General features: G+C 62.6%; 11 protein-coding genes and 1 rRNA gene. 8 read left to right on the top strand and 4 right to left on the bottom strand.

The features are described from left to right. The first annotated feature begins 159 nt into the window (after positions 1–159). Both rrf and rlmM read left to right on the top strand, forming a co-directional pair. Positions 160–275 (top strand): 5S ribosomal RNA (gene rrf, locus NH396_RS05655). A gap of 214 nt (positions 276–489) precedes the next feature. Beyond that, positions 490–1,563: a 23S rRNA (cytidine(2498)-2'-O)-methyltransferase RlmM gene (rlmM, locus tag NH396_RS05660; RefSeq protein WP_176676220.1), complete on the top strand. Its 1,074-nt coding sequence runs from the start codon at positions 490–492 to the stop codon at positions 1,561–1,563. Positions 1,564–1,692: 129 nt separating this feature from the next. On the opposite strand, the gene NH396_RS05665 is transcribed toward rlmM, so the two are convergent. Further along, positions 1,693–1,977 carry an antibiotic biosynthesis monooxygenase gene (locus NH396_RS05665; protein ID WP_176676221.1) on the bottom strand — a complete coding sequence of 95 codons (285 nt, stop codon included), beginning with the start codon at positions 1,975–1,977 and terminating at the stop codon, positions 1,693–1,695. A 62-nt stretch (positions 1,978–2,039) separates the two neighbouring features. Between NH396_RS05665 and tusA the strand changes: the two genes are divergently transcribed. Next, the gene (gene tusA / locus NH396_RS05670; RefSeq protein ID WP_054555155.1) at positions 2,040–2,285 is read left to right on the top strand and encodes a sulfurtransferase TusA; all 246 of its coding nucleotides are present in this window, start codon (positions 2,040–2,042) and stop codon (positions 2,283–2,285) included. A gap of 40 nt (positions 2,286–2,325) precedes the next feature. Here the strand turns inward: tusA and NH396_RS05675 are convergent, their stop codons facing one another. Together NH396_RS05675 and NH396_RS05680 are read right to left on the bottom strand one after the other, a co-directional pair. After that, entirely contained in the window at positions 2,326–3,060 is a 735-nt protein-coding gene (locus NH396_RS05675) for a hypothetical protein (RefSeq protein ID WP_175090610.1), read from the bottom strand. A gap of 293 nt (positions 3,061–3,353) precedes the next feature. After that, on the bottom strand, positions 3,354–4,829 hold the full coding sequence (locus NH396_RS05680) for an MATE family efflux transporter (protein ID WP_176678257.1): 1,476 nt from the start codon (positions 4,827–4,829) through the stop codon (positions 3,354–3,356). A 342-nt stretch (positions 4,830–5,171) separates the two neighbouring features. Between NH396_RS05680 and NH396_RS05685 the strand changes: the two genes are divergently transcribed. From NH396_RS05685 to NH396_RS05705, 5 genes are all read left to right on the top strand, one after another. Further along, a complete protein-coding gene (locus tag NH396_RS05685; protein ID WP_253062225.1) occupies positions 5,172–5,744 on the top strand; it encodes an elongation factor P hydroxylase in 573 nt (190 codons plus the stop codon). A gap of 235 nt (positions 5,745–5,979) precedes the next feature. Then, positions 5,980–7,026 (top strand): Fe(3+) ABC transporter substrate-binding protein, encoded by a 1,047-nt coding sequence (locus NH396_RS05690; protein WP_253062227.1) that lies wholly within the window; start codon positions 5,980–5,982, stop codon positions 7,024–7,026. A 141-nt stretch (positions 7,027–7,167) separates the two neighbouring features. Continuing rightward, positions 7,168–8,976 (top strand): iron ABC transporter permease, encoded by a 1,809-nt coding sequence (locus tag NH396_RS05695; RefSeq protein WP_253062229.1) that lies wholly within the window; start codon positions 7,168–7,170, stop codon positions 8,974–8,976. 113 nt (positions 8,977–9,089) lie between these two features. Next, the gene (locus tag NH396_RS05700; protein WP_176676223.1) at positions 9,090–9,626 is read left to right on the top strand and encodes an HPP family protein; all 537 of its coding nucleotides are present in this window, start codon (positions 9,090–9,092) and stop codon (positions 9,624–9,626) included. A 216-nt stretch (positions 9,627–9,842) separates the two neighbouring features. Continuing rightward, a complete protein-coding gene (locus NH396_RS05705) occupies positions 9,843–11,423 on the top strand; it encodes a DEAD/DEAH box helicase (RefSeq protein ID WP_253062231.1) in 1,581 nt (526 codons plus the stop codon). A 129-nt stretch (positions 11,424–11,552) separates the two neighbouring features. Here NH396_RS05705 and NH396_RS05710 read toward each other — a convergent pair whose 3' ends face one another. After that, on the bottom strand, positions 11,553–12,119 hold the full coding sequence (locus NH396_RS05710; protein WP_253062233.1) for a hypothetical protein: 567 nt from the start codon (positions 12,117–12,119) through the stop codon (positions 11,553–11,555). Between the last annotated feature and the right edge of the window lie 3 nt (positions 12,120–12,122).

A 12,122-nucleotide genomic window follows, 5' to 3' on the forward strand; every position in this document is an offset into this window, starting at 1 on the left:
TTGCCCGTGAGGCTTGACCATATAACACCCAAGGGGTTTGCCCAGGCAAACCGCCGGGATTGCGACAGGATCGACGACATATCGGTCAGCATGATTCATATTGCGAGTCGCGAGGCCACAAGCCTCGTGACTCAGGCATCGCAAGATGCCACCGTTTCGCCTGACGACCATAGCGAGCGTGAACCACCCGATCCCATGCCGAACTCGGAAGTGAAACCGCTTAGCGCCGATGGTAGTGTGGAGTTTCTCCATGTGAGAGTAGGTCATCGTCAGGCACTTATCCCGAACCGCCCCTGTAGCCTTGCTGCAGGGGCGGTTCTCTTTGTGGTGAGAAAAGTTGCGCACAGCAAAGCAAGAGGCTTACGCGCTTCGTGAGGTGCCTGTCGCGCCCATGAACGGCCTGAGCGTTGTCACAGCCCCCATCACGTACATGCACGCTTGTAGAAGGCAGCGGCGAGGGGCTAGACTCCCCAGCCTTCTGTATTGGAGATGATGATGCAACCTCAAGAACTGTTGCTGTATTGCCGCCCTGGCTTCGAGGCCGACCTGGCCGCAGAAGTCAGTGAGAAAGCGGCGTATATCGGCACGCCGGGTTATCCGATTGCGGCACGCGACAGTGGCTTCGTGCGTTATGTGGTGACGGGTGAGGAGCCCGCCAACGCCCTGCATCGTGACATGCCGCTACAGGCGTTGGTCTTCGCTCGTCAGACCCTGGTGGCACTGGAGCCGCTGGTCGGCATGTCGCGGGAGAATCGTGTCTCGCCGATTCTGCAGCAGGTGGTCGACGCCGGCTGGAGCTTCGAGGAGATCCGCCACGAGATGCCGGATACCAATGATGGCAAGGCGCTGTCGGGGCTGGGCAAGGCCGTCGGTCGCCCGCTGGAATCCGCGCTCAAGAAGCGGGGTGCCCTGCGCCGCAAGGCCGGTGGTCGGGCGTTGCATGTCTTCTGGACGGATGGCGATGAAGTCCAGCTGGGCATGAGCTTCCCGGGCAACCGCAGCGAGTATGCCAATGGCATTCGTCACCTGCGTTCGCCGAGCCGTGCGCCCAGCCGCTCCACGCTCAAGCTGGAAGAGGCGTGGCACGAATTCGTGCCGCGCGATCAGTGGGAGCGTCGCATCGCCACTGGCATGCAGGCAGCGGATCTTGGTGCCGCCCCGGGTGGCTGGACCTTCCAGCTGGTCGAGAAGGGCATGTTCGTGTTCGCGATCGACAATGGTCCGATGAACCAGGACCTGATGGCGACAGGTCAGGTCGAGCATCTCAAGGAAGATGGTTTCACCTGGGAGCCGCCGCTGCGCCTGGATTGGCTGGTCTGCGATATCGTCGACAAGCCGATTCGTGTGACCGAGATGGTCGAGCGCTGGCTGAAGAAGCGCTGGTGCAACGAGGCCGTCTTCAATCTCAAGCTGCCGATGAAGCAGCGCTGGAAGGAAGTCTCTCGCTGCCTCGACTATCTGGCCGCCAGTCTCGAGCGCTCCAATGTCGGTGCCGAGATTCGCTGTCGTCATCTGTATCACGATCGTGAAGAGGTCACTGTGCACGTGCGTATCACGCACTGATTGGCTATAGGCTCGATCAGCACGCACGGGCGACATGCCCCATACAAGAACCCCACGGCCTGTACTGGCCGTGGGGTTCTTGTATGGGGAAGGAGGCGCCTGCTGCCTTCGCTCGCCGGAGAGGCGCGTTCAGGTATGCTCCAGCAGGATTATCCGCTCCGGTTGGGATAGCATGGGCGCCAGGCGCGCCATCATGTGATTTCTGGCCGGGCTGACCGACCATTCCTGCCACGCTCGCGCATCGCGCCATGAGGTGATCAGGATGCGGTGGCCCGCGCGGCCGGTTTCCATCAGGTTCTCGCCCGAGATGAAGCCCGGGACATGCGTGGCCTCGCGTACGACTTCACGCGAGGCCTGTTCGTAATCCTGTTCCAGTCCCGGCATGATATGCCGTTCGATCAGAACCTTGATCATGCCTGTCTCCCCTTTTTTGTACGTGCCGCCAGCCAGGGCGGCAGGATTGTCAGGAGTCTTCGATGACCGATATCACATTGCCCGAGGCCGATGCCGAACTGGAAACCAGTGGCCTGTATTGCCCGGAGCCTATCATGATGCTGCACAACAAGGTGCGTGAGCTTGCCTCGGGTGACCTGTTGCGGGTGGTGGCGACCGACCCTGCCACCACCCGTGATGTGCCCAAGTTCTGCGCCTTTCTTGGCCACACCCTGGAACTGAGCCACGAGACACCGGAACAGTTCCTGTATTACATCCGCATCAGTTGAGGCCTGTCCGCACCGCTGAGTCGTGGGTCATGACTGGCCCTCAGGCTTCGCGGTCATGGACCTCGACGCAGACCTGGTCGCTCTCGCCGGTCATCATCAGCGCGAGAGCCTCCAGCGTCGCCGGGTCCTGCTCGCGAATCTGATTGGCGATGGCGCGCTGGAAGAAATAGACCACATCATGCCGACTGCGCCCCGGGTACAGGCAGTCGTCGCCGGCCAGCACCGGTGTCTGGGTGACGCGAGTTTCATCGACCAGCAAGGCCTCGATGTTGCCATCGCTGTAGAGACGCCAACCGAAGACCTGCTTGAGCTGCCACTGTGACTCGCCGTTGGTCATGCACAGCGCATGGGTACCCAGCGTGTCCGGCAGTTGCTGCAGCAGCGTCGTCCTGTCCGAGACTTCATAGTCGTAATAGGCCGCTGCATGTTCGAGCTCGAACACCTTGTGGTCAGGCGCCAGCATGAAGACTTCGTCGGTTTCCGGGTCGCGATAGCCGACGAAATGCCCCTGCTGCGGGTCTTCCAGCTCGTGACAGGGCATCAGGCCCTCCATCCACGGCACCATGCCGACGACTTCACCATCCTCGCGCAGCCCCCAGGCCAGTACCGGAATGCTGTAATAGCTGTCCGGGTCGCTGTCGAGCTGATAGAGCATTTCCAATCCGTCGTGTTCCGGCGCCAGCCGGAGAATACGACGTCGTGCACGCATCCTGTCACGCATGACACTCAGGTCGATGACCTTGGCGGAGCGGGGGGAAGAAACTGGTACGCCCATGACGAACCCTCCTCAGCAGCTTGTCGATCGTCCTCGGCGTGTGCTGGTGCGTTCTCTCGCTTCTGCCATGTGTGTCGTCAGCGAGAGAGCACTGCCTTGAATAACCATTAGCACAGCCAGCGCCTTGACGGTAACCCCTCCTTGGACGAAATGACCGTCTATCGGCTTTGTCGTGTTTAAACGCAAAAGCCCCGCGTCACCCTGTCGGGTGTCGCGGGGCTTTCTCATCAAGGCGTTTCAGGTGGCTGTCAGACCAGCCTCCTGGCTGATATGCGCACGTTATTTGTCAGGCGTCACTGGCTCGCCAATACCTCGTCACGTACGCCACGGCGCGCGATGATCCACAGGCGCCAGCCCAGCAGCAGCGCTGCCACGGTCAGGCCTGCCACCATGCCGATCCAGTAGCCATAGACGCCCATCTGCTCGATGGGCCAGGGCGAGATCGGGAAGGCCTCACTGCCGACACCCAGCAGGTGTCCGCCTCCCAGCCCTACCACCCAGTAGGCGAACATGGTGATCAGCATGATGATGCGTGTGTCCTTGAAGCCGCGCAGTGCGCCTGCCATGGCGACCTGCAGGGAGTCCGAGACCTGATAGAGCATCGCCAGGGTGATCAGCGACATGGCCAGGGCCTGGACCTTGAGGTTGCTGGTATAGAGTGCCACGGCCGGCTCGGCCAGTACCCAGATCACGATGTCATTCACCAGCGCCACCACCAACGAGAAGGCCACGCCATTCCAGGCCACAAAACGTGCTTCACGCATGTCACCACGGCCGATGGTGTGGCCGACGCGCACGGTCAGGGCCATCGCCATCGACAGCGGCAGCATGAACAGCAGCGAGGTGAAGTTGAGCGCGACCTGGTGAGCCGCAACCTTGATCTCGCCGAAGCTGGCCACGAACAGGGCGATGACCGTGAACAGCGTGACCTCGAAGAAGATCGCGATACCGATCGGCAGGCCAACCTTGAGCAGTTCGCCCATCTGCTTGAAATGGGGGGCGCTGGGCTGGCACCACAACGCCACGGCGTGATACGCGCTGCTGTAACGCGTGTAGGCGAACATGCTCAGGCACATGATCCACATCGCAAGGCCGGTGGCGATACCGCAGCCGGCGGCGCCCATGGCCGGAATGTCGCCCAGCAGTCCCGGCAGGGTGATTCCCAGCAGGTCATCCACGCCCGCAGACCCGTAGATCAGCACGTAATTGAGCGGGACGTTCGATATCAGGCCGATCAGACTGATGATCAGTGCCGGGCGGGTATGGTTCATGCCGTCCGAGTAGGCGCGCAGAACCTGATAGAAGGCTGCGCCCGGCATGCCCCAGGCAATGGCCATCAGGTAGAGAGTCGCCTGCTCTGCCACGGCCTCAGGCACTTCCATCAGCGTGAAGATCGGCGCGGCCAGATACCACAGCGCAAGCCCGGACAGGCTGCCGAGCACCAGCGAGATCCACAGCGATTGATGCACGTTGCCACGTACCTCACCGCTGCGATTGCCTCCCATCAATTGCGCGACTACCGGTGTCAGGCCCATCAGGGTGCCCGCCATCAGCAGCAGCAGGGGCACCCACAGGCTGGAGCCCACCGACACGGCTGCCAGGTCCGTGGCCGAGGAACGCCCTGTCATCAGTACGTCCACGGCACTCATGCCTGCCTGAGCCAGCTGCGCGCCACAGATCGGCAGCGCCAGAGTGACCAGGCGTGAGGTTTCCGCTCTGATGCGGGGAATCAGTGGCGGAGGCGGAGAACCGGGGGCCGTCTGAGGCATGGAGGAGGGGGATGGGTCGGCGGGGGGCACGGCAGGCTCCTGCTAGTAATCGAGAATCATTCTTGCTTGGCGCGCCATCCTAGCAGATAAGCAGGTTTCATGAACGCAAGCTGATGAATTATCACGGCTATGAGTGACACTGTCAGCTGAAATGACGCGCTATAGGCTTGCCACGTACAATGAGCCATCCGGCAGAGCAGGTTTTCCTGCCGCCATCGAATGCTCCCACACTGCCAGCGCTTGCCGAGAATTGCCGTGTCGTCCCATGAGTCCCTAACTGCCGTCCATTCCTCTGATTCCGCCTGCGGGAGCCCTCGTCGTGCGCATGACCTCGCCACCTTGATGGCGTTGTTCGACGGCCTGTTCGGTGGCACCTTCAATACCTTGCTGCGTTGTGATCCCGAAGAGCCGCTCTATCTTCCGGCCGGCATGCAGGGAGAAGGCAGGCGAGTCCCGGAATCAGAGCTTGGCTATCACCGTGTCTATCTGGCACGTGGCTTCTTTTCCAGCGCACTGCATGAGATCAGCCATTGGTGCATCGCAGGCGCCAGACGGCGGCTCGAGGAAGATTACGGCTACTGGTATGCCCCGGATGGCCGCGACGCCGAGCAGCAGCGCGCCTTCGAGAGTGTCGAGGTTGCCCCCCAGGCGCTGGAGCTACTTTTCCACCGGGCGGTGGGCAAGCCGTTTCATGTCAGCGTCGACAATCTTGAGCTGGAGGTGGATCGAGACGCCTTCGCGCAACGTGTGATGCGGCGTGCCGCCGATATCGAGCAGCGCGCCCTGCCCGCACGTGCCGCTGCCTTCCGCCACGCGCTCGCCGGTGTCTGGCAGCAGGGGATGCCGCTTGAGCAGGCCATCGCCCATGCCATGCCCCTGTTGCCTACAGTGGGCGAGGACGGCCGACTGGCGTGATGCCTTCCTGCGCATGGCAGGCGGCAGTGTCGTCGCTGGCTGGGCTTGCCTCCCGGAACCCGCCTCCCGAAGCGGGATTGCATTATCTGCAAATCAGCGTTGCACTCACGTTGCAGGCGTCAGGGCTTTGTGATTAGAATGATTCGCATTGACACAATGGTTCCGCTTCTACTGGCCTGCAGGTCTGCCCATGGCAGTCCTCGTCAGGACAGGACACCTTGAACAGGGGTATTCGATGACTGCTGTATCCATGATTTCTGCATCCTCCGCTCGCAAGCTGTTGTTGAGTGCGCTGGTCGGCGTGACGGCTGTCACGGCCATGCCGGCGCAAGCCCAGGAAGAGGTGAACGTCTACTCCTATCGCCAGGCCTATCTGATCGAGCCGTTTCTCAAGGAGTTCACCGAGGAGACCGGCGTCAAGGTCAACGTGGTATTCGCCAAGCAAGGTCTGGCCGAGCGTCTCAAGCGTGAAGGCCGCAACACGCCGGCTGACGTCCTGCTGACGGTGGATATCGGTCGCCTGCAGGAATTGGTCGACGAAGAGCTGGTCAAGAGCGTCAATGACGACGTCATCGAAGCCAACCTGCCTGAGCAGTATCACGGCCCTGACAACCAGTGGTTCGGTATCACCACCCGTGCACGCGTACTCTACACCAGTGTCGATCGCCTCGAGGCCGGTCAGGTTGCAAGCTATGACGACCTGGCGGATCCGAGCCTCAAGGGCCGTGTCTGTTCACGAGCCGGTGATCACCCCTACAACGTGGCATTGATCGCCTCGCGTATCGCTCACAACGGCGAGGAAGCGACCCGCGAATGGCTGGAAGGTTTCAAGGACAACTTGGCGCGCAAGCCGCAGGGCGGGGACCGCGATCAGATCAAGGCGATTCGTGACAACGTCTGTGACGTGGCCATCGGCAACAGCTACTACTACGGCAAGATGCTCGACAATGACGAGCAGCGCCCGTGGGCCGAGAAGGCACGCATCGAATTCCCGGATCAGAACGGTGTCGGTACGCACATGAACATCTCCGGCATGGCGATGACCAAGTACGCGCCGCACGAAGAGAATGCGCTCAAGCTGATGCGCTTCTTGACCGAGAAGACCGCCCAGCACATGTATGCCGAGATCAATTTCGAGTATCCGGCCAACCCGGCTGCCGAAAGCTCGGAGCTGCTGACGTCCTGGGGCGAGTTCAAGCAGGATGACCTCTCGCTGACCGAGGTCGCCAAATATCGCAAGCGTGCTGCTCAGATGGTCAATGAAGTCGGCTTCAACCAGTAACGGCACTCACCGCTGGCATGAGCCATCGGGCGGGATGTCATGAACGAAGAGGGGCTGTCGCGATGCGACAGCCCCTCTTCGTTTGAGTGAACAATGTAAAATAGACGCAATTGCAGTTGGCAGGTCAGTGAGGAAGAACAGATGACGCAAGGCAAGCGGCTGTTGGCAAAGCGAGGTGCGAGTCTTGAAGAGGAAGCCTGCACGGCAACCAGCGCGACGGAGCTCGCCCTGGAGCACGTGACTCACGGCACGTCAGTCAGCGAAGATGCGGCGATAAGACGCCGTCAGCGGCGCCTGGGCACGCACATGGGATGGTTCGCGACGGCCTGGGGGGTCGCCGCGTTGGTGGTGATGCCGGTGCTGGCCGTCATCTGGCTGGCGTTGTTCGGCGATGATGGCAGTGACCAGGCCGGTGACGGCATCTGGCCGCACCTCGTCTCCACCGTGCTGCCTGACTATGTCATGACGAGTCTGGCGCTGGTGGCCGGCGTGGCGGTCCTCAGCGGCAGCATGGGCGTGGTCTCGGCGTGGCTGACCACCATGTATCAGTTCCCGCTGCGGCGTACCTTCGAGTGGTCGTTGCTGCTGCCGTTCGCGATTCCTGCCAACGTCATCGCCTACATCTACACCGATGTCTTCGAGTATGCCGGGCCCTTCCAGGGCGCGCTGCGTGCGCTGTTCGGCTGGGACTCGCCGCAGGATTACTACTTCCCCGAGATACGCAGTCTGGGCGGCGCCATCCTGATGCTGTCGCTGGTGCTGTTTCCGTATGTCTTCATGCTGGCGCGCTCGGCGTTTCTCGATCAATCACCTTCACTGCGCGATGCCAGCCGCACCCTGGGCTGCAATGGCTGGCAGAGCTTCTGGCGCGTGGCGCTGCCCAGTGCACGCCCGGCGATCGCCGTCGGTCTGGCGCTGGCGATGATGGAGGCGCTCAATGACTTCGGCACCGTCGATTACTTCGCGGTGCGTTCGCTGACTGCCGGCATCTTCAATGTGTGGCTCAACATGGGCAGCCTGCGCGGCGCGGCCCAGATCGCGCTGTGTCTGATGATCTTCGTGGTCACGCTGATCTGGCTGGAGCGACATGCCCGGCGCCGGCAGCGTCAGTTCGGCAAGGGCGATCGTTATCGTCGCTATCGTCGCCCGACATTGCATGGCTGGCGCGCCGGACTGGCGACGCTGGCCTGCCTGCTGCCGTTGCTCTTCGGCTTCCTGTTGCCGGTGGGCCTGTTGACGCGGCATGCCATTCGCTATTTCGAGGAGTCGTGGACGCCGGACTTTGCCGGTTACGCGCTCAATAGTCTGATGCTGTCGGTCAGTGCTGCCGTGTTGACGCTGATCATCGGGGTGCTGCTGGCCTACGCCAAGCGGCTGGATCGCACCGCCAGCGTACAGCAGGCGCTCAAGCTCTCGAGTCTCGGTTATGCCATGCCGGGCGCCGTGCTGGGGCTGGGCGTGCTGGTGCCGCTGTCCGGGTTCGACAATGCGCTGGACAGCTTCCTGCGCGCCAACTTCGGGTTCTCCAGCGGTCTGCTGCTGACGGGGACGATGGGCGCGATCATCATCGCCTATGTGGTGCGTTTCCTCGCCATCGCCGCGGGCTCCATCGAATCGAGTCTCGACAAGGTCACGCCCTCGATGGACATGGCGGCGCGCTCGCTGGGCGAGAACACCTTCTCGACACTGCGCCGGGTGCACCTGCCCTTGATCCGTCCCGGCTTGCTGACCGCGGCGCTGGTGGTCTTCGTTGATGCGATGAAGGAGCTGCCGGCCACCTTGCTGCTGCGGCCCTTCAACTTCGACACGCTCGCCACCCACGTCTATCAGTACGCCTCGGATGAAATGCTCGAGCAGGCGGCGTTGCCGGCGCTGGTGATCGTGGTGGTCGGCATCCTGCCGGTGATCGTGATCTCGCGCACCATCGTGGCCTCGCGCAGCGAGTCATGATGGCGACAGCGTCGTCATCAGCTTATTGCCAAACGGGAGTTGTTCCTTGTGTGGAGATCGCCTAGGGTGCAGCGCTCGACACTGACAGGACAATGCCGGAGATGGTTCGCACGATGCTCAAGCCTTACGTAGCCAAGATGCGGGGTGGTCCCCTGAAGCGGGGCAGGCCGCATGTTGCCGATGCCCTGTGGTCATGGCTCGGAGCCTTTCTGGGCATGGCGCTGATCGGCTGGCTGTCCTCGCACTATCTGGCGGTCAGCTCGCTGTTGCTGGTGGGGTCCTTCGGCGCGACCTCGGTGCTGCTCTACGGCGCGCCGCACAGCCCGCTGGCCCAGCCGCGCAATGTGCTGGGCGGCAACATGCTGTCGGCACTGGTCGGTGTCGCCTGCTATCACTGGCTGGGTGATGGCTGGCTGGCAGCGGCCATGGCGGTCTCGGTGTCACTGCTGGTCATGCAGCTGACGCACACCCTGCACCCGCCGGGCGGCGCCACCGCCCTGATCGCGGTGATCGGCGGTCAGCCGCTGCATGAGCTGGGCTACTGGTACGCCCTGTTGCCGGTGGGGCTGGGCTGCTTGGCGATGCTGGTGCTGGCGGTGTTGATCAACAATCTGGCGCGTCATCGCCGCTATCCGCTGCACTGGCATTGAGCCCATCGGATGCGCGCTTCTGCAGGCGATGGCGGAAGATGGTAGACTGGGCTATCGCCTGACGCGAGCGACTGGCAGCAGCCGGATGAGGTTCCTCTGACCGACTCCTTCTTCTCTGCGCCTGATACGCCTCGCTCCCTCTCCCGGCACGTGCCCGGCCAGGCGCCATTCCTTAATGATCGACCAGCACGTGGCCGGTCAGCCGAAGAGATATTGATGACTGAGACTACTGCCAATTCCGTCCCGGCGTTTGCCTCCCTGGGGCTGTCCGCTCCTGTCCTGAAAGCGATCGCCGAGATGGGCTATTCCACGCCGTCTCCCGTCCAGGCAGGTGCGATTCCTGCCGTGCTGGAAGGCCGCGATGTGATGGCTGCTGCGCGCACCGGTACCGGCAAGACCGCCGGTTTCGCTCTGCCGCTGGTCGAGCGCCTCGCGCAGAGCGCTCCCGCGGGTGCCCGCAGGATCAAGGCCCTGATCGTCACGCCTACGCGTGAGCTGGCCGCGCAGATCGACGAGAACGTTACCGCCTATTCCCGTCACCTGAAGCTGCGCAATGCCGTGGTATTCGGTGGCGTGAAGATCAACCCGCAGATCAGCCGCCTGGCCTCTGGCGTCGAGATCCTGACCGCCACGCCGGGCCGCCTGCTGGACCTGCACTCCCAGAAGGCCATCGACTTTTCCGATCTCGAGACGCTGGTGCTGGATGAAGCGGACCGCATGCTGGACATGGGCTTCATCCATGACATCCGTCGTCTGCTCAAGCTGCTGCCGACCAAGCGTCAGACGCTGCTGTTCTCCGCGACCTTCTCCGATGAGATCCGCAGCATGGCCAACAAGCTGCTGAATGACCCGGTGGCGGTGGAAGCCAGCCCGCGCAACACCACGGCCGAGAAGGTCGAGCAGCATATCCACACCGTAGAGAAGAGCCACAAGCCTTCGCTGCTCAAGCACCTGATCATCAAGGAAAACTGGCACCAGGTGCTGGTGTTCACCCGTACCAAGCACGGTGCCAACCGTCTGGCGACCAAGCTCGAGAAGTCCGGCATCAGTGCTGCGGCGATTCACGGCAACAAGAGCCAGAATGCGCGTACCAAGGCACTGGCCGGCTTCAAGAACGGCGAAGTACGAGTGCTGGTCGCGACGGACATCGCGGCGCGTGGTCTGGATATCGAGCAGCTGCCGCAGGTCGTGAACTACGAACTGCCCAACGTGCCGGAAGACTACGTGCACCGTATCGGGCGTACCGGCCGTGCTGGTGCCAGCGGGCGTGCCATCTCGCTGGTTTCCAGCGATGAGCGCAAGGAACTGGGCGGGATTGAGCGTCTGCTCAAGGGCAAGCTCAAGCGTGTCGAAGTGGGAGGTTTCGTGCCGGAAGTCGACGTCGAGCCGGAACGTGAACCGCGTCAGCCGCGTGGCGGCCAGCGCTCTGGCGACAAGCCGGCTGGTAAAGGACGCGGCAATGGCGGCCAGCGCTCTGGCGACAAGCCGGCTGGTAAAGGACGCGGCAATGGCGGCCAGCGCTCTGGCGACAAGTCGGCTGGTAAAGGACGTGGCAATGGCGGCCAGCGCTCTGGCGGTCAGCGCTCTGGCGGTCAGCGTCAGCAGGCCGCACGTGTCGATGATGACAACCGCGGCAACCGCGCACCGGTGCAGCGTGACGTGGATGGTAATCGTCTCGTGCCGCAACCGGAAGTGAACGGCAATCGCGCGCCGAATGCCGAGCGCCCGCGTCGTCGTTCCCGCGGCGGTCGCAATCGCTCAGGCGGCGGCAACGGTGGTAATCGCTCCAACGGTTGAGCCTTGACTGACAGTTTGAGTGTCTGAAGACGTTTGAGTGCGTAAAGAAAGAACGCCCCGACAACTTGCCGTTGTCGGGGCGTTTGCGTGTCGGGCCCTTGTCCGTCCGTCGCGAGACCGGGCGTGTGATCAGACGTCTTCTTGCCAGTCGATCTCGTAATCCGGCCCGGTGCCTTGAATGTCCTCCTCGCCTCGCACCCCGTCGCCGCGCAGGCGGGTATGGATGGCGAGCATCACCAGTACCTCGTTGTCGGGGCGGAACGGCTGCAGGCCCTGTTCGAACAGCATGTTGTTGCGCTCGCGCGCCCAGTCGCCCGGGGCAAGCTCGGGGTAGAGGCTCTCCGCCGGCGCGAACTCGATGAAAGGGTCCATGTTGTAGGCGTCGAACAGGCGGGCCAGTGCCTGCTCGTCATCCATGACGCCGGTGGTATAGAGCGTGGTCTGGTAGTAGTCCTGCTCCAGTTCCTTGAGCACATCGAGGGGGCTGACGCCGAAGCTGCGCAGGTCATCCAGGCTGTAGTCGCCCAGCTCCAGCATCTCGCCATCCAGCCATTCGTCATCCGGTTGAATCAGCACATGCTTCATCTGGCCATCGGGCAGCGCCCAGGCGATGGCCAGCGGCAGACTGGAGTCCTCGCCGGTCTCGACGGCGATGAAGGCGGGGAAGTCCCCTGTTTCGGGTTCATATTCGTGCATGGT

This window comes from Cobetia sp. Dlab-2-AX (genome assembly GCF_024124625.1).
Taxonomy (GTDB): Bacteria; Pseudomonadota; Gammaproteobacteria; order Pseudomonadales; family Halomonadaceae; genus Cobetia.

Excerpts from the sequence above, each read along its gene's own strand:
- rlmM (WP_176676220.1), top strand. The coding sequence starts at position 490 with ATGATGATGCAACCTCAAGAACTGTTGCTGTATTGCCGCCCTGGCTTC.
- NH396_RS05665 (WP_176676221.1), bottom strand. The coding sequence starts at position 1,977 with ATGATCAAGGTTCTGATCGAACGGCATATCATGCCGGGACTGGAACAG.
- tusA (WP_054555155.1), top strand. The coding sequence starts at position 2,040 with ATGACCGATATCACATTGCCCGAGGCCGATGCCGAACTGGAAACCAGT.
- NH396_RS05675 (WP_175090610.1), bottom strand. The coding sequence starts at position 3,060 with ATGGGCGTACCAGTTTCTTCCCCCCGCTCCGCCAAGGTCATCGACCTG.
- NH396_RS05680 (WP_176678257.1), bottom strand. The coding sequence starts at position 4,829 with ATGCCTCAGACGGCCCCCGGTTCTCCGCCTCCGCCACTGATTCCCCGC.
- NH396_RS05685 (WP_253062225.1), top strand. The coding sequence starts at position 5,172 with ATGGCGTTGTTCGACGGCCTGTTCGGTGGCACCTTCAATACCTTGCTG.
- NH396_RS05690 (WP_253062227.1), top strand. The coding sequence starts at position 5,980 with ATGACTGCTGTATCCATGATTTCTGCATCCTCCGCTCGCAAGCTGTTG.
- NH396_RS05695 (WP_253062229.1), top strand. The coding sequence starts at position 7,168 with ATGACGCAAGGCAAGCGGCTGTTGGCAAAGCGAGGTGCGAGTCTTGAA.
- NH396_RS05700 (WP_176676223.1), top strand. The coding sequence starts at position 9,090 with ATGCTCAAGCCTTACGTAGCCAAGATGCGGGGTGGTCCCCTGAAGCGG.
- NH396_RS05705 (WP_253062231.1), top strand. The coding sequence starts at position 9,843 with ATGACTGAGACTACTGCCAATTCCGTCCCGGCGTTTGCCTCCCTGGGG.
- NH396_RS05710 (WP_253062233.1), bottom strand. The coding sequence starts at position 12,119 with ATGCACGAATATGAACCCGAAACAGGGGACTTCCCCGCCTTCATCGCC.